Source organism: Shinella sp. (assembly GCF_049651085.1).
Classification (GTDB): domain Bacteria; phylum Pseudomonadota; class Alphaproteobacteria; order Rhizobiales; family Rhizobiaceae; genus Shinella.
The window spans coordinates 59,724-83,898 of record NZ_JBASBL010000020.1; the positions used below are offsets into that span (position 1 = coordinate 59,724).

At 62.9% G+C, this 24,175-nt stretch carries 26 protein-coding genes and 1 riboswitch; of the genes, 16 read left to right on the forward strand and 10 right to left on the reverse strand.

The window, feature by feature from the left end:
* Positions 1-130 precede the first annotated feature (130 nt).
* The 10 genes from WA950_RS11730 to WA950_RS11775 all read left to right on the forward strand — a co-directional run bounded on the left by WA950_RS11730 (position 131) and on the right by WA950_RS11775 (position 9,840).
* On the forward strand, positions 131-1,300 hold the full coding sequence (locus tag WA950_RS11730) for a cysteine desulfurase family protein (RefSeq protein ID WP_424551881.1): 1,170 nt from the start codon (positions 131-133) through the stop codon (positions 1,298-1,300).
* 138 nt (positions 1,301-1,438) lie between these two features.
* On the forward strand, positions 1,439-2,908 hold the full coding sequence (gene sufB, locus WA950_RS11735) for a Fe-S cluster assembly protein SufB (protein ID WP_424551882.1): 1,470 nt from the start codon (positions 1,439-1,441) through the stop codon (positions 2,906-2,908).
* Between the two features lie 112 nt (positions 2,909-3,020).
* Positions 3,021-3,182 carry a hypothetical protein gene (locus tag WA950_RS11740; protein ID WP_424551883.1) on the forward strand — a complete coding sequence of 54 codons (162 nt, stop codon included), beginning with the start codon at positions 3,021-3,023 and terminating at the stop codon, positions 3,180-3,182.
* 49 nt (positions 3,183-3,231) lie between these two features.
* The gene (gene sufC, locus WA950_RS11745; RefSeq protein WP_424551884.1) at positions 3,232-3,987 is read left to right on the forward strand and encodes a Fe-S cluster assembly ATPase SufC; all 756 of its coding nucleotides are present in this window, start codon (positions 3,232-3,234) and stop codon (positions 3,985-3,987) included.
* Positions 3,988-4,011: 24 nt separating this feature from the next.
* On the forward strand, positions 4,012-5,286 hold the full coding sequence (gene sufD, locus WA950_RS11750) for a Fe-S cluster assembly protein SufD (protein WP_424551885.1): 1,275 nt from the start codon (positions 4,012-4,014) through the stop codon (positions 5,284-5,286).
* A gap of 26 nt (positions 5,287-5,312) precedes the next feature.
* Entirely contained in the window at positions 5,313-6,560 is a 1,248-nt protein-coding gene (locus WA950_RS11755; RefSeq protein WP_424551886.1) for a cysteine desulfurase, read from the forward strand.
* 11 nt (positions 6,561-6,571) lie between these two features.
* On the forward strand, positions 6,572-6,952 hold the full coding sequence (locus tag WA950_RS11760) for an SUF system Fe-S cluster assembly protein (RefSeq protein ID WP_424551887.1): 381 nt from the start codon (positions 6,572-6,574) through the stop codon (positions 6,950-6,952).
* Positions 6,953-7,079: 127 nt separating this feature from the next.
* A complete protein-coding gene (sufA, locus tag WA950_RS11765) occupies positions 7,080-7,472 on the forward strand; it encodes a Fe-S cluster assembly scaffold SufA (RefSeq protein ID WP_424551888.1) in 393 nt (130 codons plus the stop codon).
* A gap of 114 nt (positions 7,473-7,586) precedes the next feature.
* Positions 7,587-9,467: an ATP-binding protein gene (locus WA950_RS11770; RefSeq protein WP_424551889.1), complete on the forward strand. Its 1,881-nt coding sequence runs from the start codon at positions 7,587-7,589 to the stop codon at positions 9,465-9,467.
* Complete coding sequence (locus tag WA950_RS11775; RefSeq protein WP_424551890.1) at positions 9,460-9,840, forward strand: response regulator; 381 nt, start codon at positions 9,460-9,462, stop codon at positions 9,838-9,840. The genes WA950_RS11770 and WA950_RS11775 overlap by 8 nt, the downstream gene beginning before the upstream one ends.
* Before the next feature lie 67 nt (positions 9,841-9,907).
* Here the strand turns inward: WA950_RS11775 and gcvP are convergent, their stop codons facing one another.
* From gcvP to WA950_RS11795, 4 genes are all read right to left on the reverse strand, one after another.
* On the reverse strand, positions 9,908-12,778 hold the full coding sequence (gene gcvP, locus WA950_RS11780; RefSeq protein WP_424551891.1) for an aminomethyl-transferring glycine dehydrogenase: 2,871 nt from the start codon (positions 12,776-12,778) through the stop codon (positions 9,908-9,910).
* Positions 12,778-13,140: a glycine cleavage system protein GcvH gene (gene gcvH / locus WA950_RS11785; RefSeq protein ID WP_424551892.1), complete on the reverse strand. Its 363-nt coding sequence runs from the start codon at positions 13,138-13,140 to the stop codon at positions 12,778-12,780. The genes gcvP and gcvH overlap by 1 nt, the downstream gene beginning before the upstream one ends.
* 16 nt (positions 13,141-13,156) lie before the next feature.
* Positions 13,157-14,296 (reverse strand): glycine cleavage system aminomethyltransferase GcvT, encoded by a 1,140-nt coding sequence (gene gcvT / locus WA950_RS11790; protein WP_424551893.1) that lies wholly within the window; start codon positions 14,294-14,296, stop codon positions 13,157-13,159.
* A gap of 156 nt (positions 14,297-14,452) precedes the next feature.
* Positions 14,453-14,553, reverse strand: a riboswitch (glycine riboswitch).
* 142 nt (positions 14,554-14,695) lie between these two features.
* Positions 14,696-14,989, reverse strand: coding sequence for a hypothetical protein (locus WA950_RS11795; RefSeq protein ID WP_424551894.1), 294 nt, complete (start codon positions 14,987-14,989; stop codon positions 14,696-14,698).
* Between the two features lie 256 nt (positions 14,990-15,245).
* Here WA950_RS11795 and WA950_RS11800 point away from each other — a divergent pair, with 256 nt between their 5' ends.
* From WA950_RS11800 to WA950_RS11825, 6 genes are all read left to right on the forward strand, one after another.
* On the forward strand, positions 15,246-15,482 hold the full coding sequence (locus WA950_RS11800) for an Lrp/AsnC ligand binding domain-containing protein (protein ID WP_306034956.1): 237 nt from the start codon (positions 15,246-15,248) through the stop codon (positions 15,480-15,482).
* A gap of 59 nt (positions 15,483-15,541) precedes the next feature.
* Positions 15,542-16,534, forward strand: a complete 993-nt coding sequence (locus WA950_RS11805; RefSeq protein WP_424551895.1) for an RluA family pseudouridine synthase — start codon at positions 15,542-15,544, stop codon at positions 16,532-16,534.
* Positions 16,534-17,199, forward strand: a complete 666-nt coding sequence (locus WA950_RS11810) for an HAD-IA family hydrolase (RefSeq protein WP_424551896.1) — start codon at positions 16,534-16,536, stop codon at positions 17,197-17,199. Before WA950_RS11805 ends, WA950_RS11810 begins: the two co-directional genes overlap by 1 nt.
* Positions 17,192-17,977 carry an ATP12 family chaperone protein gene (locus WA950_RS11815; protein ID WP_424551897.1) on the forward strand — a complete coding sequence of 262 codons (786 nt, stop codon included), beginning with the start codon at positions 17,192-17,194 and terminating at the stop codon, positions 17,975-17,977. The genes WA950_RS11810 and WA950_RS11815 overlap by 8 nt, the downstream gene beginning before the upstream one ends.
* A gap of 100 nt (positions 17,978-18,077) precedes the next feature.
* Entirely contained in the window at positions 18,078-19,610 is a 1,533-nt protein-coding gene (locus WA950_RS11820; protein WP_424551898.1) for an acyl-CoA carboxylase subunit beta, read from the forward strand.
* A gap of 23 nt (positions 19,611-19,633) precedes the next feature.
* Positions 19,634-20,029 carry a DoxX family protein gene (locus WA950_RS11825; protein WP_424551899.1) on the forward strand — a complete coding sequence of 132 codons (396 nt, stop codon included), beginning with the start codon at positions 19,634-19,636 and terminating at the stop codon, positions 20,027-20,029.
* 53 nt (positions 20,030-20,082) lie between these two features.
* On the opposite strand, the gene fghA is transcribed toward WA950_RS11825, so the two are convergent.
* From fghA to WA950_RS11855, 6 genes are read right to left on the reverse strand one after another with little or no spacing between them, the layout of a single operon-like run.
* The gene (gene fghA / locus WA950_RS11830; RefSeq protein ID WP_424551900.1) at positions 20,083-20,916 is read right to left on the reverse strand and encodes an S-formylglutathione hydrolase; all 834 of its coding nucleotides are present in this window, start codon (positions 20,914-20,916) and stop codon (positions 20,083-20,085) included.
* Between the two features lie 19 nt (positions 20,917-20,935).
* The gene (locus tag WA950_RS11835; RefSeq protein WP_424551901.1) at positions 20,936-21,592 is read right to left on the reverse strand and encodes a DUF1345 domain-containing protein; all 657 of its coding nucleotides are present in this window, start codon (positions 21,590-21,592) and stop codon (positions 20,936-20,938) included.
* The gene (locus WA950_RS11840) at positions 21,589-22,062 is read right to left on the reverse strand and encodes a YaiI/YqxD family protein (RefSeq protein WP_424551902.1); all 474 of its coding nucleotides are present in this window, start codon (positions 22,060-22,062) and stop codon (positions 21,589-21,591) included. The genes WA950_RS11835 and WA950_RS11840 overlap by 4 nt, the downstream gene beginning before the upstream one ends.
* Positions 22,063-22,081: 19 nt before the next feature.
* On the reverse strand, positions 22,082-22,546 hold the full coding sequence (locus tag WA950_RS11845; RefSeq protein ID WP_424551903.1) for a hypothetical protein: 465 nt from the start codon (positions 22,544-22,546) through the stop codon (positions 22,082-22,084).
* A gap of 20 nt (positions 22,547-22,566) precedes the next feature.
* A complete protein-coding gene (locus tag WA950_RS11850) occupies positions 22,567-23,046 on the reverse strand; it encodes a GNAT family N-acetyltransferase (protein ID WP_424552042.1) in 480 nt (159 codons plus the stop codon).
* Positions 23,046-24,173, reverse strand: a complete 1,128-nt coding sequence (locus WA950_RS11855; RefSeq protein WP_424551904.1) for an S-(hydroxymethyl)glutathione dehydrogenase/class III alcohol dehydrogenase — start codon at positions 24,171-24,173, stop codon at positions 23,046-23,048. Before WA950_RS11855 ends, WA950_RS11850 begins: the two co-directional genes overlap by 1 nt.
* Positions 24,174-24,175 lie beyond the last annotated feature (2 nt).

A 24,175-nucleotide genomic window follows, 5' to 3' on the forward strand; every position in this document is an offset into this window, starting at 1 on the left:
TAGTTTAGAACTGTTCGAAACTGTTTGGGCGCATCGGGCGCCGTGAGATTGGTGTCATAAGGCAAGCAAGACCGAAATTTCAAGGAAAATGAATGCCACCTCGAACTTGCCGGGCGGGCAGGGACAAAGAATGACGAAGACGGCGCGCACATATCTGGACTGGAACGCCACGGCACCCTTGCTGCCGGCCGCGCGTGACGCCTTTGTCGCGGCTCTCGATATGGTTGGCAATCCGTCTTCCGTCCACGGTGAGGGCCGGGCGCTGCGCATGCTGGTTGAAGCTGCGCGCCGCGATGTTGCCGCGCTCGTCAATACCGCACCGGCGCATGTCATCTTCACGAGCGGCGCGACCGAGGCTGCAAATCTTGCCCTGACGCCCGATTATCGCATGGGCCGCACGCCGCTTGCCATCGGCCGGCTCTATGTCTGCGAAATCGAACATCCGGCAATCCGCGAAGGTGGCCGTTTCGCCCGCGAGGCAGTCACGAGCATCCCCGTTACCAGCGCCGGTGTCGTCGATCTGGAAGCCCTCGAAGCGCTTCTTCAGGGACATGACAAGGCGACGGGCTTGCCGATGGTCGCCGTCATGCTGGCCAACAACGAAACGGGCATCGTGCAACCGGTAGAGGCCGTGGCGGCGATCGTTCACCGTCATGGCGGGCTTTTCGTCGTCGATGCGGTGCAGGCCGCCGGCCGCATGCCGATCGATATCGAGGCGCTCGACGCGGACTTTCTCATCATCTCCTCCCACAAGCTTGGCGGCCCGAAGGGCGCCGGTGCGCTTGTCTCGCGTGGCGAGGTTCTGATGCCCTTGCCGCTCATTCGCGGCGGCGGGCAGGAAAAGGGACACCGCTCGGGCACGGAGAACCCAGCGGCGATAGCAGGCTTTGCCGCCGCTGCCCGTAGCGCGGCCGCCGATATGGCCGAGCGCAGCGCCCGGATCGGCGCGCTGCGAGATGCCCTGGAGACCGGCATGCGCGCGGTGGCGGGCGATGTCATCATCCACGGCGAGCAGGTCGAGCGCCTCGCCAACACGTCCTTCTTCAGCCTGCCGGGCCTCAAGTCCGAAACGGGGCAGATCGCCTTCGATCTCGAAGGCATTGCGCTCTCGGCGGGCTCGGCCTGCTCTTCCGGCAAGGTCGGGCAGAGCCACGTGCTGACGGCGATGGGGTTCGACGCAGCGCTTGGCGGGCTTCGTCTATCGCTCGGACCTAGCTCGACGGCGGCGGATGTGGAGTGCTTTCTGGCCGCTTTTGCGCGCGTCGCTTCGAGGCGGCGCGTGACCGGAAATGCGGCCTGAACGGATTCTTGCGGAAACGCGAGTTTTCTCTTGCCAAAAGGTGGGAAAAGTCCCCTTTGGCGCTTACATAACCGGCGGAATACCCGCCACCCGTTAACAAGCTGCCGGACCTTGGATCCGGCGAGATTGGAGAACGATATGCCTGCGGTGCAGGAAACGATCGACCAGGTCCGTCAGATAGACGTCGACCAGTACAAATACGGCTTCGAGACGAACATCGAGATGGACAAGGCGCCGAAGGGGCTGTCCGAGGACATCATCCGTTTCATCTCGGCCAAGAAGAACGAGCCTGACTGGATGCTCGAGTGGCGCCTTGAGGCATACCGCCGCTGGCTCACCATGGAAGAGCCGAGTTGGGCGCGCGTCGACTATCCGAAGATCGACTTCAATGATCTCTACTACTACGCGGCTCCGAAGAACCAGACCGGCCCGCTGTCGCTGGACGAGGTCGACCCGGAGCTTCTGAGGACGTATGAGAAGCTTGGCATTCCGCTGCGCGAGCAGGAAATCCTTGCCGGCGTGCAGACCTCGAAGATCGCCGTCGATGCCGTGTTCGATTCGGTTTCGGTCGTCACGACCTTCAAGGAAGAGCTGAAGAAAGCCGGCGTGATCTTCATGTCGATCTCCGAAGCCATCCGCGAGCATCCCGAGCTCATCAAGAAGTACCTCGCCACCGTGGTGCCGACGACCGACAATTTCTACGCGACGCTGAATTGCGCGGTCTTCACGGACGGCTCCTTCGTCTACGTGCCGAAGGGCGTTCGGTGCCCGATGGAACTGTCGACCTACTTCCGTATCAACGAGAAGGACACCGGCCAGTTCGAACGCACGCTGATCATCGCGGAAGAAGGCGCATACGTCTCCTACCTCGAAGGCTGCACCGCGCCGCAGCGCGACGAAAACCAGCTACACGCTGCCGTTGTCGAGCTGATTGCGCTGGATGACGCCGAGATCAAGTATTCCACCGTCCAGAACTGGTATCCGGGCGACAAGGAAGGCAAGGGCGGCATCTACAACTTCGTCACCAAGCGCGGCGATTGCCGGGGCAAGAATTCCAAGATCTCCTGGACCCAGGTCGAGACCGGTTCGGCGATCACCTGGAAGTATCCGTCCTGCATCCTGCGTGGCGATGGTTCGCGCGGCGAGTTCTACTCGATCGCCGTTTCGAACGGTCACCAGCAGATCGATTCGGGCACGAAGATGATCCATCTCGGCAAGAACACGTCGAGCCGCATCGTCTCGAAGGGCATTTCCGCAGGCTTCTCCAGCAACACCTATCGCGGGCAGGTTTCGGCCCACCGCAAGGCGGAGAACGCCCGCAACTTCACCCAGTGCGACTCGCTGCTCATCGGCGACAAGTGCGGGGCGCATACCGTGCCCTATATCGAGGCGAAGAACGCGACTGCCCATTTCGAGCACGAGGCGACCACCTCGAAGATTTCCGAAGACCAGCTGTTCTATTGCCTGCAGCGTGGCATTCCCACCGAGGCGGCGATCGCGTTGATCGTCAACGGCTTCGTCAAGGAAGTCATCCAGGAGCTGCCGATGGAGTTCGCCGTCGAGGCGCAGAAGCTGATCGGCATTTCGCTTGAAGGCTCGGTCGGCTGACCGGGCAAAAATAGCCCGGCGGTCTGCCGCCGGGTGGCCGGAGAAGCCCTGTCGATGAAGTCGCCGCGTGATCCGCTATATTAGCGGTGCGGTTCTCATCGGGAGAGACGACATGGATCCGGTCAATCTGACTTACTACGCCGTGATTTGCGGTGGACTGGCAGCGTATGCGCCCTACGTTCGGAACGTGGCCGTACGCACGGTAGTGGGGCTTTGCCTCGGCGGATTCTCCGCCATGATGCTTCCGCTGGTCCACTTCTTCCTCGGCTTCTGAAACGAAGACGGGAGTGCTGCATGCGCTCCGAATGTAGGATCGAGACATCATGCTTGAAATCAAGAATCTGCACGCCCGCATCGCCGAAGACGGCACCGAAATCATCCGCGGCCTGAACCTCACCGTAAAGGCAGGCGAAGTCGCCGCCATCATGGGCCCGAACGGCTCCGGCAAATCGACGCTTTCCTACATCCTCTCCGGCCGCGAGGATTATGAAGTCACCGAGGGCGAAATCCTCTACAACGGCGAGAGCATCCTTGAACTGGAGCCGTCGGAGCGCGCGGCCAAGGGCATTTTCCTTGCCTTCCAGTATCCGGTCGAAATCCCGGGTGTTGCCACCATGCAGTTCCTCAAGGTCGCCATGAACGAGCAGCGCAAGGCGCGCGGCGAGGACGAACTGACGACGCCGGACTTCATGCGCCGGGTCAAGGAAGCCGCTGCCGAGCTGAAGATCGCACCCGAAATGCTGCGCCGTCCGCTCAATGTCGGTTTCTCCGGCGGTGAGAAGAAGCGTGCGGAGATCCTCCAGATGGCGCTGCTCGAGCCCAAGCTCTGCATCCTCGACGAAACGGATTCGGGCCTCGACATCGACGCGCTGAAGATCGTCGCCGATGGCGTCAACGCCCTGCGTTCGCCTGACCGCGCTGTCGTCGTGATCACCCACTACCAGCGCCTGCTCGACTACATCGTGCCGGATACGGTCCACGTTCTCTACAAGGGCCAGGTCATCAAGTCCGGCGACAAGACGCTGGCACACGAGCTGGAAGCAAACGGTTACGCCGACATCATCGGCGCTGCTGCCTGACGGCGCCTGTGAAGGAGTGATTTCATGAATATGCAAACAGGCATGAAGCTCTCGGTCGCAGAGACCGCGCTTTGTGAAGCCTATGACCATGCGATCGGCGAATTGCCGGGCAATGGCGACGTTCTCGCCGCCCGCGACACGCTCATCAGCGATTTCAAGGCTGCCGGTCTTCCGACACGCCGCGTCGAGGCCTGGCATTATACGGACCTCAAGGCGCTGCTGCGAACGGTTCCGGCCTTCGATTCCGCTGCCTCCGCGGCCAAGGTCACGCCGCTGGTAGAGGGCTCTGCCGTGCTTTCGGTCGTCAATGGTACGGCTGATGCGCGCGCCAGGGTCGCGGGCGTGACGGTTCGCACTTTCGCCGATGCGCTGGCAGATGGCACCGCCGCCGACGGCCTTGCCGCCCGCGACAGCGACGACACGATCGGCCGCATCAACGGCGCTTTCGTGCGCGACGGTTTCGTGCTCGACCTGCCGGATGGCACCGAGCTGGAAGCTCCGCTCGAACTCCAGACGATCCAGAATGCCGGCCAGACGCACACGCGCTTTCCGGCAACCTTCGGGGCCGGCACCAAGGCGACGGTCATCGAGCGCCACCTGGCCGCCGGCGACAATGCCGGCCTGGTCACGACGGTCAGCGACATCACGCTCGCCGACGGCGCCGAAATCACCTGGATCATCTTCCAGGCACAGGGCGGCGCGGATACCCATCTTGGTCAGATCCGCATCGCGCTCGGCACGGACGCCAAGCTGCGCCTCTACGTCATCAATGCCGGCGGCAAGCTGGTACGGCAGGAAATCCATGTCGTGGTATCGGGCGAGGGCTCTGACCTGAACCTGCGCGGCATCAACCTGCTCGGTGGCGAAACCCACAACGACGTCACCTTCACGGTCGGTCACGATGTACCGAACACGACGTCGAGCGAAGTCATCCGCAACGTGATCTTCGATCGCGCCCACGGTGTCTTCCAGGGCCAGATCCGCGTGGCGCCCGATGCGCAGAAGACCGACGCCAAGATGTCGTGCAACACGCTCCTGCTTTCGGACGATGCGGATTTCTCCGCCAAGCCCGAGCTTGAGATCTTCGCCGACGACGTGCAGTGCGGCCACGGCGCGACCGTGATCGACATCGACCACACGCAGCTTTTCTACCTGATGGCGCGCGGCATTCCGGAAAATAAGGCGCGCGCCATGCTGGTCAACGCCTTCGTCGCCGAGATCGTCGAGGAGCTGGAAGACGAGCCGCTGGTCGAGGCACTTGAAGAGGTGATCGCCGGCTGGCTGGAAAAGCACGCCTGACAAGCGTCTGACAAAGGACGAATGAGATGGAACACACGCTGCCGACACCCGCAACGGCCTACGACGTCGAGGCGATCCGCAAGGATTTCCCGATCTTGTCGAAAACTGTTTACGGCAAGCCACTGGTCTATCTCGACAGCGGTGCTTCGGCACAGAAGCCGCAGGTGGTGATCGACGCGATCGCGCATGCCTATTCCAATGAATATGCAAACGTGCATCGCGGCCTTCATTTCCTCTCCAATGCTGCCACGGACGCCTATGAGGCGGCGCGCGAAAAAGTGCGCCGCTTCCTGAATGCCTCGTCGGTCGACGAGATCATCTTCACGAAATCCTCCACGGAGGCGATCAACACGGTCGCCTATGGCTATGGCATGCCGAAGATCGGCGAGGGCGACGAGATCGTCCTGTCGATCATGGAGCACCATTCCAACATCGTGCCGTGGCATTTCATCCGCGAACGGCAGGGCGCCAAGCTCGTCTGGGCGCCGGTGGACGATACGGGCGCCTTCCATGTCGAGGACTTCGTCAAGTGCCTCACGGACCGCACGAAGCTCATTGCGATTACACATATGTCGAATGCGCTCGGCACCATCGTTCCGGTCAAGGAAATCTGCCGGATTGCCCGCGAGCGCGGCATACCGGTGCTCATCGACGGGTCGCAGGGCGCCGTACATATGCCGGTCGACGTGCGTGACATCGATTGCGACTGGTACGTCATGACCGGCCACAAGCTCTACGGCCCTTCCGGTATCGGCGTGCTCTACGGCAAGATGGACCGGCTGAAGGAAATGCGGCCTTTCCAGGGCGGCGGCGAGATGATCGTCGACGTGACGGAAGACATCGTCACCTACAACGATCCACCGCACCGTTTCGAAGCCGGCACGCCGCCGATCGTGCAGGCGATCGGTCTCGGCCATGCGCTCGATTACATGGAAAAGATCGGCCGCGCGGCAATCTCGACGCATGAGGCGGATTTGCGCGATTATGCCCATGAACGGCTCTCCGCGATCAATTCGCTACGTATCTACGGCACGGCGCCTAGCAAGGGCTCGATCTTCTCCTTCGAACTCGAAGGGATCCACGCGCACGATGTCTCGATGGTCATCGATCGGGCAGGGATCGCGGTGCGCGCCGGCACCCATTGCGCCCAGCCGCTCTTGAAACGCTTCGGCGTCACCTCCACATGCCGGGCATCGTTCGGCATGTACAATACGCGCGCCGAGGTGGATGCACTCGCCGATGCGCTTGACCATGCTCGAAAATTCTTCGCCTGAGGAGTAGGCCCATGTCCCTCGACGCAACGGAAGACAAGATCGACGTCCGTGACGGTATCGTTCACTCGGCTATCCCGGCCGACGAACTGGCGCGCCTCAGCGACGACGTCATATCCGCGCTGAAAACGGTCTACGACCCGGAAATTCCGGCTGACATCTTCGAGCTTGGCCTCATTTACAAGATCGACATCGAAGACGACCGCATGGTCAAGATCGACATGACGCTGACGGCGCCCGGTTGCCCGGTGGCCGGTGAAATGCCGGGCTGGGTGGAAAACGCCGTAAGCGCGGTGGAAGGCATTTCCGGCGTCGAGGTCAGAATGACCTTCGATCCGCCGTGGACGCCTGACCGCATGTCGGAAGAGGCGCAGGTCGCTGTCGGCTGGTATTAGCCTGATCCCGAAAGGTGCAATCCTTTCGGACAGCATCAAAGCTATTGATCGCTTGACCGAGCGACACTAGATTCAGAGTCGGAAACCGTCGGGCCTTGAACCCGTCCGGTCGAAGGAGAAGCGGTTCATGGCCTTTGCAATCATGACACTCACCGATGCCGCGGCGAACCGCGTCAAGGCGATCGTCGACAATGCCGGCGGCGATGCCAAGGGCATCCGCGTGGGAATCAAGAAGGGCGGTTGCGCCGGGATGGAGTACTCCATCGATCTGGTGACCACCGAGCCCGATGCCAAGGACGACCTGATCGAGCTCAATGGCGCCCGCGTATGGGTAGCGCCTGAAGCCGTCCTCTATCTTCTCGGCACCCAGATGGATTTCGAGGTGACGACGCTGCGCTCCGGCTTCACCTTCCACAACCCGAACCAGACGTCTGCCTGCGGCTGCGGCGAATCGGTCGAGCTCAAGCCTGCCGACCTTGCAGCCCTTGCCGCCGCCGGCCAGCCGACGGTGCGCGCCTGACATCCCGCGTGCAGGATTCAGATCCTTGCACCTTTCCATCGCTGAGGGTTTTGCCTAGTCTTCGCGCGCGGCACGAGGTTTTCGTGCGGCGTGATCGCCAGGGAGGGGCGAGCGATGACCGGCTTTGCCGCGGCACTTTACGAAAACCTGCCATTTCCCGTTCTCATCGTCGATGAAGAGGCGTGCGTCGTCTCCCACAACGAGGCGGCGGCCCGCACCTTCGGCTGGAATCGCGACGGCCGGAAACCGCCGGCTTTCCCCGTTATAGAGGGGGAGAACCCTGCCTCGCTCTTTGCCCGCCATGCATCCAAGGGCCGGGAGAACACCCACCCCTTTGCATTCCGCCACGACAATGGTTCGCTTGTGGAGGCAACGGCCCATGTCATCGCTCTTCCCGCTGAACCGGACGGTCCGCGATATGCGCTGCTCTTGCGCAGCCTTGTCAGCGGCGGCAGCCACAGCGAGCAGGTCCTGCTCGGCCAGCGCATCACGGCGGCGCTCGACACGATGCGAGAAGGCTTTGCGATCTTCGACCCGCAGGAACGGCTGGTCATGTACAACCGGTCCTACAAGGAGCGATGCGGCGAAGCCCGCGAGGTCGTGCGGGTCGGCGCGACGCTGGAAAGTATCGTGCGCGCCCTCATTCATGTCGGATTGTTCCCCGGTGTCCAGGCGGGCACGCCGCAAGCCGAGGCGATGGTTCGTGATCGCCTTGAAAGCCACAGGAATACCGACAGCGGCGGAAGCGTCTTCGCATATGGCAAGGACAAGTGGATCCGCGGCGAGAGCCATGTGGCGGAAACCGGCGATGTCGTGGCGCTACGCATCGATGTGTCGGATCTGAAACGTGTCGAGGCGGCGCTGGAGGAAAAACGCCGGGAATATCTCTCGTTGCTGCAAATCCTGCCGGACATGATCCTGCGCTTCGACAGGAACCTGACCGTTCGTTTTGCCAACGACAAGTATGCCGCGCATGTTTTCTCGACCACCGATGACCTGATCGGCCGCTATCTGCCGGAGGTCGCATGCGCCCCGGAGCAGACGGCGCCGCTGATGGATATTGCCGCCTATACGCCCGACAAGCCGGTGAAGACACTCGAGATCTGCATCGAGCATGAGGGGCGGGAGATGTGGATGCTCTGGACGGCCATCGCGATCTTCGACGCTGACGGCGTCAGCGAGGTCGTCACCGTGGGGCGCGACATTACCGAGGCCAAGTGTCAGCAGCAGCGGGTGGAGGCGCAGGCGAGCGAATTGCGCCGCAAGAACGAGGCGCTCGACCAGTTCACCGCCATCGTGTCGCACGATCTGAAGGCGCCGCTCCGTCACCTCTCGATGTTTTCCGAGATGATTTCGGAGGATGTGCATCGCGGCGAGTTCGGCGAACTGCCGCACTATGCCGATCATGTGCGCAAGAGCGCCCTGCGCATGCGCCGGATCATCGACAGCCTACTTGAATTTTCGCAGATCGCCTATCGTATCACGTCGCCCAGACCGGTTGCGCTCAATGGCGTGGCGCGCGAAGCGCTGGCGCTTCTGGAAAGCGATGTGCAGGAAAGCGGCGGACGGGTCGATATCCAGCCGCTGCCGGAGATCATGGGTGATCCGGAGCTTCTGAAACGACTCATGCAGAACCTGATCGGCAATGCGTTGAAGTACTGCGCCAGAGACGAAGCGCCGACTGTCCGCATCTATTCCAGGCATGGTGCGCAAGGCATCGATCTTGTCGTCGAGGATGACGGGATCGGTATCGATGCCCAGCATGTGGACCGGATTTTCGATGTTTTTCAGCGACTTCACCGCGACGAGACGATCTATGAGGGCACCGGCATCGGCCTTGCGCTGGCCCGCCGTATCGTGGAAAGCCACGAGGGCGTGATCGCGCTTGACACGAGCTATAGTCCGGGCGCACGCTTCATCGTGACGTTTCCACAACCTATGACTTCAAGGGGGGACGATCGTGGGGGGCTTGCCGAGAAAGCTGATCGTGGTTGATGACGATCCCGTGGATGTGCGCTTTGTGATGCGTGCCTTCAGCGACGCCGGCAGCCAGATCGAGATCACTCATGTGGCCGATGCGGAACTGGCCTCCGACCGCCTCGACAGGGAAGCCTTCGACTATATCCTGCTCGACATCAGCATGCCCGGCACGAGCGGCCTTGACCTGCTCAAGCGCCTGCGCGGTCGCTCGCGCACGGCGGTGACGCCCGTCATCATGCTTTCGTCCTCATCCAATTCCATGGATGTGAACCGGGCCTACGAAAACGGCGCCAACGCTTATGCGGTGAAACCGTCGACGCTGCGCGGCTACCGGGAATTTGCCGAGGGCTTTACCCGCTTCTGGGTAGACGTCGCCATCGCACCCTGATTTTTTCCCTGCCGTAATAAAAACCCGGCCGATGTGATCGGCCGGGGTTGTTTTTGTTGCCTGTCTTTTACTCGGCGGCTTCTGCGTAATCCTCCAGCGGCGGGCAGGAGCAGACGAGGTTGCGGTCGCCATAGACGTTGTCGACCCGGTTGACCGGCGACCAGTACTTGTCGACGCGGAAGGCGCCCGGCGGATAGCAGGCCTGTTCGCGCGAATAGGGGCGATCCCATTCGCCGACCAGGTCTTCCACCGTATGCGGGGCGTTCTTGAGCGGATTGTTGTCCCGGTCCATCCTGCCGTCCTCGATGGCGCGCGCCTCCTCGCGGATTGCCAGCATGGCATCGCAGAAGCGGTCGATCTCGGCCTTGGTTTCCGACTCGGTCGGCTCGATCATCAGCGTGCCGGCGACCGGCCAGCTCATGGTCGGCGCATGGAAGCCGCAATCGATCAGGCGCTTGGCGACATCATCGACGGTCACGCCGGCGCTGTCGACCAGGGGACGCGTATCGATGATGCATTCATGCGCCACGCGGCCCTTGGCGGACTTGTAGAGCACGTCATAGGCGCCCTTGAGGCGGGCAGCGATGTAGTTGGCGTTGAGGATAGCCACCTTGGTCGCCTGCGTAAGGCCTTCGCCGCCCATCATCAGGCAGTAGCTCCAGGAGATCGGCAGGATCGATGCCGAACCGAAGGGAGCTGCCGACACCGCACCCGTGCCGCCAAGATCCGGCACTTCCGGATGGCTCGGCAGGTGGGGGGCAAGGTGCGCCTTGACGCCGATCGGCCCCATGCCGGGACCGCCGCCGCCATGCGGGATGCAGAACGTCTTGTGCAGGTTGAGGTGCGACACGTCCGAACCGATGTCGCCCGGGCGGGCAAGGCCCACCATGGCATTCATGTTCGCGCCGTCCATGTAGACCTGGCCGCCATGCTTGTGCACGATCTCGCAGACCTCGCGCACGTTCTCCTCGAAGACGCCGTGCGTGGAGGGGTAGGTGATCATACAGCAGGAGAGATTTTCCGCGTATTGCTCTGCTTTTGCACGGAAATCATCGATGTCGATATCGCCATTGTCCGACACCTTGATCACCACCACCTTCATGCCGGCCATCTGGGCGGAAGCCGGATTGGTGCCGTGCGCGGAGGTCGGGATGAGGCAGACGTCGCGATGGTCGTTGCCGTTGGCAAGGTGATAGGCGCGGATCGTCAGGAGGCCTGCATATTCACCCTGCGCGCCGGAATTCGGCTGCATGGAGACGGCGTCATAGCCGGTAATGTCGCAGAGTTTCTGCGACAGGTCCTCGATCAGGTGGCGGTAGCCCTGTGCCTGGTCGGCCGGGACGAACGGGTGGATTTCCGCAAATTCCGGCCAGGTGATCGGCAGCATTTCCGCCGTGGCGTTGAGCTTCATCGTGCACGAGCCGAGCGGGATCATCGCCCGGTCGAGCGCGAGGTCGCGGTCGGAGAGGCGGCGGATGTAGCGCACCATCTCGCTTTCCGCACGGTTCATGTGGAAGATCGGATGGGTGAGGTATGCGCTGGTGCGCAGCAGGTCGCTCGGCAGCCTGTAGCCCGGCTCGAACGCAGCTGCCTCGAAGTCACCGCCGAAAGCGCGCCAGACGGCTTCCAGCGTGACGGGGCGCGAACGCTCGTCGAGGCTGATGCCGATGCGGTCGTCGCCGATCTTGCGAAGATTGACCTCTTCAGCGACGGCCGCCTTCAGGATGACGCCCTGAAGCTTGCCGACATGAACGGTGATCGTGTCGAAGAACACCTCGGGCTCTACCGTGAAGCCAAGCTTTTCAAGGCCCATGGCAAGGCTGACGGTTTTCTGGTGTACGCTTTGCGAGATCGCCTTCAGGCCCTGCGGTCCGTGGAAGACGGCGTACATCGACGCCATGACCGCGAGCAGGACCTGCGCGGTGCAGATGTTCGATGTCGCCTTTTCGCGGCGGATATGCTGTTCGCGGGTCTGGAGCGACAGGCGATAGGCGCGGTTGCCGCGCGCATCGACGGACACGCCGACGAGGCGGCCGGGCATGGAGCGCTTGTAGGCGTCCTTCACGGCCATATAGGCCGCATGCGGACCGCCATAACCGACCGGCACGCCGAAACGCTGGGTGCAGCCGATGGCGATATCCGCATTCATGTCGCCGGGCGACTTGAGGAGGGCGAGCGCCAGCGGATCGGCCGCCATGACGGCGATGGCGCCCGTCTGGTGCAGCCGCGCGATCAGGCCGGTGAAATCACGGACGTGACCGTAGGTGCCCGGATACTGGAAGATCGCGCCGAAGACGTCGACGGGATCGAGATCGGTGAAGGGGTCGCCGACGACGATATCCCAGCCAAGCGGCTCGGAGCGGGTCTTCAGGAGCGCGATCGTCTGCGGGTGGCAGTTCTCGTCGACGAAGAAGGCGTTCGCCTTGGATTTCGCCACGCGCTGCGCCATGGCCATGGCTTCGGCGGCGGCAGTCGCCTCGTCGAGCAGCGAGGCGTTGGCGACGTCGAGGCCGGTGAGGTCGCAGACCATCGTTTGGTAGTTCAGCAGCGCTTCCAGGCGGCCCTGGCTGATTTCCGGCTGGTAGGGCGTATAGGCCGTATACCAGGCGGGGTTTTCCAGAATGTTGCGCTGGACGACCGGCGGCGTGATCGTGCCGTAGTAACCCTGGCCGATCAGCGAGACGAGCTTCCGGTTGCGGTTGGCGGTCTCGCGCAGCTTGTCGAGCGCTTCACGCTCGGTCATCGGCGCGCCCCATTCGAGCGGCTTGGTCTGGCGGATCGATTTCGGCACGGTGTCGTCGATCAGCGCATCCAGGCTGCTATAGCCGATCACCTTCAGCATCGCGTCCATTTCCTGGGGCGAGGGGCCGATATGGCGGCGATTGGCAAAGTCGTAGGGCTGGTAGTCGGTAAAGGCAAAATCCTTGGGCAGGTTCATCAGCCGACAAGCTCCTTGTAGGCGGCTTCGTCCATCAAGGCGTCCGCGTCGGCCGGATTGGCGAGCTTCAGCTTGAAGAACCAGCCGGCGCCCTGCGGGTCGCTGTTGACGAGGGAAGGGTCGGCGGTGATCGCCTCGTTGACTTCGACGATCTCGCCGTCGAGCGGACAATAGACGTCGGAAGCCGCCTTCACGGATTCGACCGTCGCCGCATCGCCGCCCTTGGAGAAGGTGCCGCCGACCTCGGGCAGCTCGACGAAGACGAGATCGCCGAGCTGCTCGGCCGCGTGCGTCGTGATGCCAACGGTCGCAACGCCGCCTTCGATCTTCAGCCACTCGTGTTCTTCAGTAAATTTCAGCATGACGAGCCTTTCTAGGTCAGCGTTTGAAAGTGTTCTTGACGAAGGGCATGGCCGAGACGGTCACGGCCAGGAATTTTCCACGCACGCCGGCATAGAGCTGGGTGCCAGGCGTCGAGGTCGCGGTGGTAACGTAGCCCATGGCGACGGGACCATCGGCATTCGGGCCGAAGCCGCCGGAGGTCACGGTTCCCACGACATCCTCGCCCTCGGGGTCGGTGGCGAGCACCGCGCCGCCACGCACGGGGGCGCGGCCTTCCGGCCTGAGGCCGACGCGGCGGCGTTCCGTGCCGTTTTCGAGCTGTGCGAGAATGATATCGGCGCCGGGAAAGCCCCCGGCACGGTCGCCGCCCGTGCGGCGGACCTTCTGGATGGCCCAGCCGAGCCCGGCTTCCACCGGCGTCGTGCCGGTGTCGATATCGTTGCCGTAGAGGCAGAGACCGGCTTCGAGCCGCAGGGAATCGCGGGCGCCAAGCCCGATCGGCAGAACGTCCGGGTGGTCGAGCAGGCGGCGGCAGACGGTTTCGGCAAGCTCGGCCGGAATGGAAACCTCGAAGCCATCCTCGCCGGTATAGCCGGAGCGCGTGACGATGCAGTCGGCATCGTGCAGGTCGCAGGCCCGCACATCCATGAACCGCATCGAGGAGATGTCTGCCCACAGTTCGGCCAGAACCGCCTCGGCGTGCGGCCCCTGCAGAGCGATCAGCGCGCGGTCGTCGTGCAGCGTGAGTTCGCAGGTATCGCCGATCTTCGCCTGCATATAGGCAAAATCCGCATCCTTGCAGGAGGCGTTGACGACGACGTAGAAGTGGTCGCCGCGATTGGCGATCATCAGGTCGTCCGAAATGCCGCCTTCCTCGGTGGTGAACAGCGCGTAGCGCTGGCGGCCTTCGCCGAGACCGACGATATCGACCGGCACCAGCGTTTCCAGCGCGCGGGCGGCATCGGCATTGTCGCCCGAGCGGGCGCGCACCGTGACCTGCCCCATGTGGGACACGTCGAACAGGCCGGCGGCCGTGCGGGTGTGCAGATGTTCCTTCATCACGCCGGCCGTGTATTGCACCGGCATCTCATAGCCGGCAAACGGCACCATGCGGGCGCCGAGCGACAGGTTCAGTGCATGAAGCGGTGTTTTCTTGAGTTCAGACGATCCGTCCAAAAGGCGCCCTCCGTTCCTTGGGCGCCCGTCGTTGTCCCGGGCGCCGGCTCACAATCCAGGCGCATAAGCGCCGTTCTCCTGAGCCCCCTCTGTCCCTTCGCCTGAGATTGTTATCCCTTCGGCGAGCACTTTCGCGCTTCTCTCCAGAGTTCCGACGGCACCTTGCTGGTCCTTTTGCCTGAGAGTTTCCGGGGCGGTTGCTCCTTCGGCACCGGCCATGCCTTGTTCAGGCGGCCAGTTTCTCCCAGCGAGGTCGGTTTCAGATAACGGCCTTGCCCGTGTTTTGGCAAGAGCCGGACGTCGCTGTCGAACAAATATTTGTCGTTAGGGGGAGGCGGCAAAAGAAAGCCCCCGAAACGGGGGCAAGAGGAGGTCGGACGGCTGTGTCTTGCGGGAGGATCAGGCGGGTTCGACGGGTAGGGGCAAGCCGTGCTCGTCATAGCGTCGCTGTGCCTCGGCCATGGTTACCGTCACCTGCGGCGTGCTGCCGGGCGCGGTCAGAAGGGCGAGTGCCAGCGCGGGCGGCTGGATGACGGTGAGCACCGCCAGCGTGCGGGCATCGCCACGCACCTTGGCATCCTCGCTCCAGTGCTGGATGCGCTGTTCGAAGAGCGTGCCCGTGCGGGTCTGCATCTTCATGCCCTGCGAGGCATAGGCAGCGGTGGCTGGCGAGACTGTCACGATCTGGGTCATGGCGTTCAACGAATCTGTTTTGCGTTCATGCAGGTTAACAGTTGCGCCTTTCGCAGGTGTGAAGCGCAACGGTTGTATTTTCATTGAATTTTAACGGTCTGTGCGATCTTCGGGCGGCCTTGCCTTTGCCCGGCGAATTCCGCCATAAGAGATGACAAAGGCCGCCGGAATCGAGCGGGCCGGGCATTTCCAGCGGATATGCGCCGCCGGATTGCGCCACAACGATCAGCATGCCGCCAATGGCGCGGGAGGACCGATGAAGCCGATTTTCGTGCAATTGCAATGTGCTCCGGGCAAGACTTACGAAGTTGCCGATGCGCTTTACGCTACGGAACTCATTTCGGAGCTCTACTCGACCAGCGGTGAGTACGACCTGCTCTTGAAGATCTATGTCGAGAGCGAAGAGGACATCGGCAAATTCATCAACGACCACGTCGCCTCCATCCCGGGCATCGTGCGTTCGCTGACGACGCTGACCTTCCGCGCATTCTAAGGCCTGTTCCCCTTCGGCTGTTCTTGCGCTAAAGCACGGCGCAACGAAAGAAGGCGAAGATGGCAGGCATCGAACACAGGCAGGTGGACAACGACGAGGCGGGCATGCGCCTCGACCGGTGGTTCAAGGTCCACTATCCGGGGCTTGGCTTCGGCCCGCTCCAGAAATTGCTGCGCTCCGGGCAGGTCCGCGTCGATGGCGGCCGCGCCAAGAGCGATACGCGCGTCCAGCCCGGCCAGACGATCCGCATTCCGCCGATGGATATCGACGAGAAGGCCGTCAAGACCGGCCCCATCGCCGGCCGCGACCTCAAGCATTCCCCGGATGGCGAATTGCTCTCCCGCATGCTGCTGCATGAGGACGACAAGGTCATCGTGCTCAACAAGCCGGCCGGCATCGCGGTGCAGGGCGGCTCGGGCGTCACCCGTCATATCGACCAGATGCTGGAAGCCTGGACGAGCCAGAAGGGCGAGAAGCCGCGCCTCGTGCATCGCCTCGACCGCGACACGTCGGGCGTGCTCGTCATCGCCCGCACCCGTGGCGCAGCGCAGAAGCTGACCGCCGCCTTCCGTGAGCGCGACACCAAGAAGACCTACTGGTCGCTGGTGATGGGTGTGCCGAAGAAGCGCGAGGACAAGATCTCGACCTGGCTCGTCAAGGAACAGACGCCTGACGGCGACCGCATGCGCATCGCCAAGCATGGCGAGGATGGCGCCGATCACGCCGTTTCCTTCTACAGGATCATCGAGCAGGCCGCGCAGACCTACGCCTGGCTGGAGATGGAGCCCTATACCGGCCGCACGCACCAGCTTCGCGTCCACGCCGCCCATATCGGCCACCCGATTCTCGGCGATCCCAAATATTTCGAGGCCGACAGCAACTGGTCGTTCCCGGGCGGCGTGCAGAACAGGCTGCATCTTCACGCCCGACGCATCGATATTCCGCATCCCAATGGCGGGCGCCTGCGCGTGACCGCGCCGCTGCCGCCGCACATGGTGCAGACCTGGAACCTGTTCGGCTTCGACCAGACCGCGGGGGACGAGGAAGACTGATGCGTCTGGTTCTTTTCGATTGCGACGGCACGCTGGTCGACAGCGCGAAGCTGATTCATGAGGTCATGGCGCGCACCTTCGTCGATTTCGGCCATGCGCGACCGGATATTGCCGAGACCAAGGCGATCATCGGCCTGACGCTCGACATCGCGATCGCCCGCATGCAGGGCAAGGCGCATGTCGACGACGAAGCGCTGGCTATGACGGCGCATTACAAGGCAACCTATACCGGCGTGCGCGCCGAACCGGGTTTTCAGGAACCGCTTTTCCCCGGCATTGACGCCATGATGGCGCGGCTTGAACGGGAGGATGACCTGATCCTCGGCGCGGTGACCGGAAAATCACGCCGCGGTCTCGATCTCATCCGTGCGGCGCACGGTTTCGACAAGACGTTCTTCGTCTCGCGTACTGCCGACGACTGCCCGTCCAAGCCGCACCCGGCCATGGTGACGGAATGCTGCAGCGAAGCGGGCATCGATGCGGGGCAGACGGTTGTCATCGGCGATGCGATCTACGATATGCAGATGGCGAAAGCGGCCGGCGCGAAGGCGATCGGCGTTTCCTGGGGCTATGCCTCGGTGCCCGAACTGGTCGAGGCGGGCGCGGATCACATCCTGCGCACGCCCGCCGACCTTCTCGACTGGCTGGAGATTTCCGATGCGTGACATTCTGAGTGACCTTTCCGACGCGATGAGCGATCCCGATCCGGTGCGCCGCGCGCAGATCCAGATGAAGCGGCCATTGCCGAAGCGTTTCTACAAGGACGTCTCGATAGACAGGACTGAGGACGGTTTTCGCATCCTGCTCGACGGCCGCCCCGTGCGCACGCCCGGCAAGAAGCTGCTCGCCGTGCCGGTGCAGCCGATCGCCGATCGACTGAAGGCCGAGTGGGACGGGCAGAGCGAGGAAATCGATCCGGCGAGAATGCCGGTGACGCGCCTCGTCAACACGGCCATCGATGGCGTTACCGACAATCTCGATGCGGTCTTCGATGAGATCGTGCGTTTTTCCGGCACCGACATGCTCTGCTACCGCGCGGATTCGCCGGAGGGCCTCGTCGCGCGCCAGCGCGATGGCTGGGATCCGGTCATCCGTTGGGCTGCCGATGCCAAGGGCGCGCGCTTCATTCTCGTTGAGGGTGTCATGCACCAGGAGCAGCCGGCGCTGGCCATCGAGGCTTTTTCTGCCGCGCTGTCGGCATACCGCGATCCGATCGTGCTGACCTGCCTGCATACGGTGACGACGCTCACCGGATCGGCGCTTCTCGGCCTGGCGCTCGCCGAAGGCGTGATCGACGCCGACAAGGTCTGGTCGCTGGCCCATGTCGACGAGGACTGGCAGATCGAGCATTGGGGTACGGACGAGGAAGCATTCCACCGCCGCGAGCTGCGGCGCGCGGAACTGGATGTCGCCGCTACCGTGCTTGCCGACATCCTGCGCTGACGGTTCATAAGCCTCTACGACCTTCTATGTAGGAAGGTCCCCTTCAAGCTCCCGGTTCCGCATGCTAAGCCGTTGTCGAAACGGGAGGAGCCGAGGGACCATGAAGGAAATTCTCCACGAACTCGAAGTCCGGCGCGAGCGCGCCCGCATGGGCGGCGGTCAGACACGAATTGATGCGCAGCACCAGCGCGGCAAGCTGACAGCCCGCGAACGCATCGAGGTGTTTCTGGACGAGGGTTCGTTCGAGGAGTTCGACATGTTCGTCGAGCATCGCTCGACGGATTTCGGCATGGAGAAAACGAAGATCGCCGGCGATGGCGTCGTTACGGGCTGGGGCACGGTCAACGGTCGCACGGTCTTTGTCTTCGCCAAGGATTTCACCGTCTTCGGTGGCTCGCTGTCCGAAACCCATGCCCAGAAGATCATGAAGGTCCAGGACATGGCGCTCAAGAACCGAGCGCCGATCGTCGGCCTTTACGATGCTGGCGGCGCGCGCATCCAGGAGGGCGTCGCCGCGCTCGGCGGCTATGCCGAAGTTTTCCAGCGCAACGTGCTTGCCTCCGGCGTCATCCCGCAGATTTCGGTGATCATGGGGCCTTGCGCCGGCGGCGACGTCTATTCGCCCGCCATGACCGACTTCATCTTCATGGTGCGCGATACGTCCTACATGTTCGTGACCGGCCCGGATGTGGTCAAGACGGTGACGAACGAGACGGTGACGGCCGAGGAACTCGGCGGCGCGTCCGTCCACACCACGAAATCCTCCATTGCCGACGGCGCTTACGACAACGACGTGGATGCGCTCCTGCAGGTCCGCCGCCTTGTCGATTTTCTGCCTCAGTCGAATACTTCGCCCGTTCCGGAGATCGAGTGCTTCCAGTCGGTGGACGAGATCGATCCGTCGCTCGACACGCTCGTGCCGGCCAATGCCAACAAGCCCTATGATATCAAGGAACTGATCCTCAAGACCGTCGACGAGGGGGATTTCTTCGAAATCCAGGAGAGTTTTGCAAGGAACATCGTCTGCGGCTTCGGCCGCATCGAAGGCGCGACGGTCGGCTTTGTCGCCAACCAGCCGATGGTGCTGGCCGGCGTGCTCGATTCGGATGCCAGCCGCAAGGCGGCCCGCTTCGTGCGCTTCTGCGACTGCTTCAGCATCCCCGTCGTCACTTTCGTCGACGTACCGGGTTTTCTGCCGGGCACCAGCCAGGAATATGGTGGCCTCATCAAGCATGGCGCCAAGCTGCTTTTCGCCTTTGCCGAGGCGACCGTGCCGAAGGTGACGCTGATCACGCGCAAGGCCTATGGCGGCGCCTATGACGTGATGGCGTCAAAGCACCTGCGCGGCGACTTCAATTATGCCTGGCCGACGGCGCAGATTGCCGTAATGGGCGCCAAGGGTGCGGTCGAGATCATCTTCCGCAAGGACATCACCGATCCGGAAAAGATCGCCAAGCACACGAAGATGTATGAAGACCGTTTCCTTTCGCCCTTCGTGGCAGCGGAGCGCGGCTATATCGACGAGGTGATCATGCCGCATTCGACGCGCAAGCGCATCGCCCGGGCGCTACGCTTGCTACGCAACAAGGATCTGGAAAATCCCTGGAAGAAGCACGATAACATTCCCCTCTGATCAGGACGGAAGGGAGGGCTGGCATGGCTGACCGGTTGTCCGCCTATCGGCCGCAGGCGCTCGCCGTGCTTCGCATCATGGCGGCGCTGCTTTTCATCGAGCACGGCACGCAGAAATTTTTCAATTTTCCGCCCGCCGGGCAGCCGTTCGGCGATCTTGCGAACCTGATCGGCGTAGCGGGCGTGCTGGAGGTGGTCGGCGGGCTACTGATCCTGCTGGGTCTGTTCACGCGGCCGGTGGCCTTCGTGCTTTGCGGCTTCATGGCGGTCGCCTATTTCATGGCGCATGCTCCGCAAAGCTTCTTCCCTGTCAACAATCGCGGCGATGCCGCGATCCTCTTCTCATTCGTCTTCCTCTACCTGACGGTCGCGGGGCCGGGTGCTTTCGCGCTCGACAATCGCCGGGTTCGCAGGATCTAGGCGACGGATTTCGGGCGAGGATGCCGGTGTACACCCTCGCCATATCCCGCTTCTCAGCCGAGGCGCTCGGCGTGCCACTTCAGGTGATCGTCCATGAAGGTCGAGATGAAGTAGTAGGAATGATCGTAGCGCTCGTGCATGCGCAGCGTGAGCTTGATATCCGTGTCCTTGATCGCCTCCTCGAAGAGCCAGGGACGCAGGCCGTTGTCGAGGAAGCCGTCCGCCTTGCCCTGGTCGATCAGGAATTCCGGGAAACGCGCGCCATCGGCAACGAGCGCGCAGGCATCGTATTCACGCCATGTCGCCTTGTCTGCGCCGAGATATTTTTCAAAGGCGGGGGCGGACCAGTCGGCGGTGGAGGGCTCGACGATGGGGGCGAAGGCCGAGCAGCTCTTGAAACGGTCCGGGTGCTTGAGCGCAATCGTCATCGCGCCGTGGCCGCCCATCGAATGGCCGAAAATACCCTGCCGGCTCATATCCATGCGGAAGTGCTGGCTCAGGAAATTCGGCAGCTCTTCCGTGACATAGCTGTACATCTGGAAGTTCTCGGCCCAGGGCTGCTCGGTGGCGTCGAGATAGAAGCCGGCGCCCTTGCCCATCTGCCAGTTGGTCAGTTCGTCCGGTACGTCGTCGCCGCGCGGGCTGACGTCCGGGCAGACGATAATGAGGCCGAGTTCGGCAGCCATGCGGCGGTATTCGCCCTTTTCCATCACATTGGCATGCGAGCAGGTGAGGCCCGACAGATACCAAAGCACCGGGCGCGGTTCGCGCGTCGCCTGCGGCGGCACGAAGACGGCGAAGGTCATGTCGCATTTGCAGGCTTCGGATTCGTGGGAGAACACACCCTGCATGCCGCCGAAGGCGGTGTTCTGGGATAGCACTTTCATTGCAAAACTCCGATTGATCTCAGGATGCGAGCGAAACTGCCGCATTGACCGCGGCAGCGACCAGCACCGTGTTGAAGAAGAAGGAAACCACAGCATGCAGCAGGTTGACCTTGCGCATCGCCGTGGCGGTGATCGCGACATCCGAGGTCTGTGCGGTCATGCCGATCACGAAGGCGAAATAGAGGAAATCGTAGGCGCCGGGCGGAGCCTTGCCGGGGAAATCGAGGCTTTTTCCAGCCGCAAGGTGCGTTTCCGTGCTCGCCGGCCGCCAGTAGAGATGGGCGTAGTGCAGGGCCGCCATGGTGTGGATGGTGAACCAGCCGAGGGCGACGGACGCAAAGGCGAGCAAGAATTCGAGGCTTGTCGCGTCAGGCCGATTGAGCACGATGAAGAGTGATCCGGTCGAAACGGCGACGGCCGCAAAGGTCACGCCGAAGATGATCGTCACCGGCTCGTCGGTATCGGTCGCATACTGTTCGAGATAGGCGGCCGTCAGGTGCGGCAGGCGCCTGGCCGACAGCAACAGGTAGCAGAAGAAGAAGGCGACGGCCGAGACGGCGATGGCAAAATCCGGCTTCAGCCAGAGCGCGGCAGCAAGGGCCACTGCGGCTGCGCCAAGGCCGGCATAGAAGGGGACATGACGACCATAGATCCTGTGCCCCGGTCTGGCTGTCATGGTGCTGACCGCGCATTCTTGGCCCGGCGGCAGAGACGGTCGAGCGTTTCGAGGAACGCCGAGCGGTCGCGCGGCGAGAAGGCGGCATTATAGCCCTTGCTTTCGCCGGTCTCGCGCAGGTGCGCGCCGAGATCGCGCATGGCGCTTGCCATGCCGATATTCGTCTGGTCGAAGAGCTGGCCGGTCGGTCCGGTGACATGCGCGCCCTTGGCGACCGTTCGCCCGGCAAGCGGCACGTCGGCGGTGATCACGATGTCGCCTTCGCCGACATTGTCAATGATCCAGTTGTCCGCGGCATCGAAGGCGCCGGAAACGATGACGTTGCGGATCATGGGGTCGCGCGACGGGCGCAGGCCCGAATTGGCGACAAAGGTGACCGGCAGGCCATGGCGCTCGGCGACCTTCAGGATTTCAGGCTTGACCGGGCAGGCATCCGCATCGACGAAAATGGTGGGCAGGGTGTTGGTCATGCGTATGCTCTCTCCCGGCTCATTGGTGGCGTGCGGCGCCCTGGCCGTCCGGGGTGGAGGCGCTTGCGGGCATCGAGCCCGCCGTGCCGTCGCGCATCGTTGTGTCGCCGCTTTGCGGGCGCCAGATTTCCGTTCCGAGCGTCTCGCCGCCCATGCTCGACCAGACGCCGGACCAGGATCCGTCGCCCTGAAGTTCGAAGAGCGCGATTCCGTGGCTCTGGCCGGCATCGTAGCTCACCGCGAGCGTCTTGTCCGAGCCCCTTGCGAGCGTGCCTATGCCTTTGGTTTCGTCCGCGCCGAAGCGCCAGGTGACGGCATAGGTCTCGCCGGTCTTCCGCACCTCGATAACGCCGTCATAGGCGCTCTTGTCGCCGGGGTTGGTGCCGGTCATGGCATAGGTGCCTTCCGGGCCCGCCAGCGCGAGGGAGGGTGCCAGTGCGGTGGCTGAAACGATCGTTGCGGCAATCATACGTTTCACTTGCATTCCCGGCCTGCTTGCTATGCTCATGGCTGCCCCTGGGGCAATGGCGTTGGTGATGGGCGGAGCATGTCGATATGCGGAATTCCGTCTTCGACATATTCCTCCGACGTCGGCGAAAAGCCAAGCGACCGGTAAAAGCGTTCCAGATGGCTTTGTGCGGAGAGCGCGATCTGCGAGCCGGGGAAATGCGCCTCACAGGTCCGGATCGCCTCCTGCATGAGGGCCTCGCCGAGCCGTTTGCCGCGATGGGCGGGTGAAACGAGGACGCGAGTGATGCGTGGCGGCGCATTTTCCGGCCGCCACAGCCGGGCATAGGCTGCGGTGTCGCCATCGATCAGCAGCCGCAGGTGAAGCGCTTCCGCATCCTTGCCGTCCAGCTCGGGATAGGCGCAGGCCTGCTCGACGATGAAGACGTCCACCCGCAGCTTCAGCAGCGCATAAAGTTCGACGGCGGAGAATGTCTCCATCCTCCGCACGTCGACGCTATAGGCAGGCGCCGTTATCAATAGATGACGACCGAGCGGATGCTTTCGCCGGCATGCATCAGGTCGAAGCCCTTGTTGATGTCTTCCAGCGGCATGGTGTGGGTGATCATCGGGTCGATCTGGATCTTGCCTTCCATGTACCACTCGACGATTTTCGGCACGTCCGTGCGGCCGCGTGCGCCGCCGAAGGCGGTGCCCATCCAGTTGCGGCCGGTGACGAGCTGGAACGGGCGGGTGGAGATTTCCTGCCCCGCACCGGCAACGCCGATGATGACGGATTTGCCCCAGCCGCGATGCGAGGATTCCAGCGCCTGGCGCATCACCTTCGTATTGCCCGTGCAGTCGAAGGTGTAGTCCGCCCCGCCGATCGTGTCGCCGTTGCGCTTCGTCATGTTGACGAGGTAGGGCACGATGTCGTCGCCGACTTCCTTCGGGTTGACGAAGTGCGTCATGCCGAATTTTTCGCCCCAGGCCTTGCGGTCATTGTTGATGTCGACGCCGATGATCATATCGGCCCCGGCAAGACGCAGGCCCTGCAGCACGTTGAGCCCGATGCCGCCGAGACCGAAGACGATGGCCGTCGAGCCGACTTCCACCTTCGCTGTGTTGATGACGGCGCCGATGCCGGTCGTCACGCCGCAGCCGATGTAGCAGATTTTGTCGAAGGGGGCGTCCGGGTTGACCTTGGCCAGCGCGATCTCCGGCAGCACCGTGTAGTTCGCGAAGGTCGAGCAGCCCATATAGTGGAAGATCTTGTCCTTGCCGATCGAGAAGCGCGAGGTGCCGTCGGGCATCAGGCCCTGGCCCTGCGTGGCGCGGATCGAGGTGCACAGGTTCGTCTTGCGCGAAAGACAGGAATAGCACTCGCGGCATTCCGGCGTGTAGAGCGGGATGACGTGGTCGCCCTTCTTGAGCGAGGTGACGCCCGGGCCGACATCGACGACGATGCCGGCGCCCTCATGGCCGAGAATGGCCGGGAAGATGCCTTCGGGGTCGGCGCCCGACAGCGTGAACTCGTCCGTATGGCAGATGCCCGTTGCCTTCACCTCCACCAGCACTTCGCCGGCGCGCGGGCCTTCGAGCTGTACGGTCATGATTTCAAGCGGTTTTCCGGCCTGAACGGCAACGGCGGCGCGTACGTCCATTT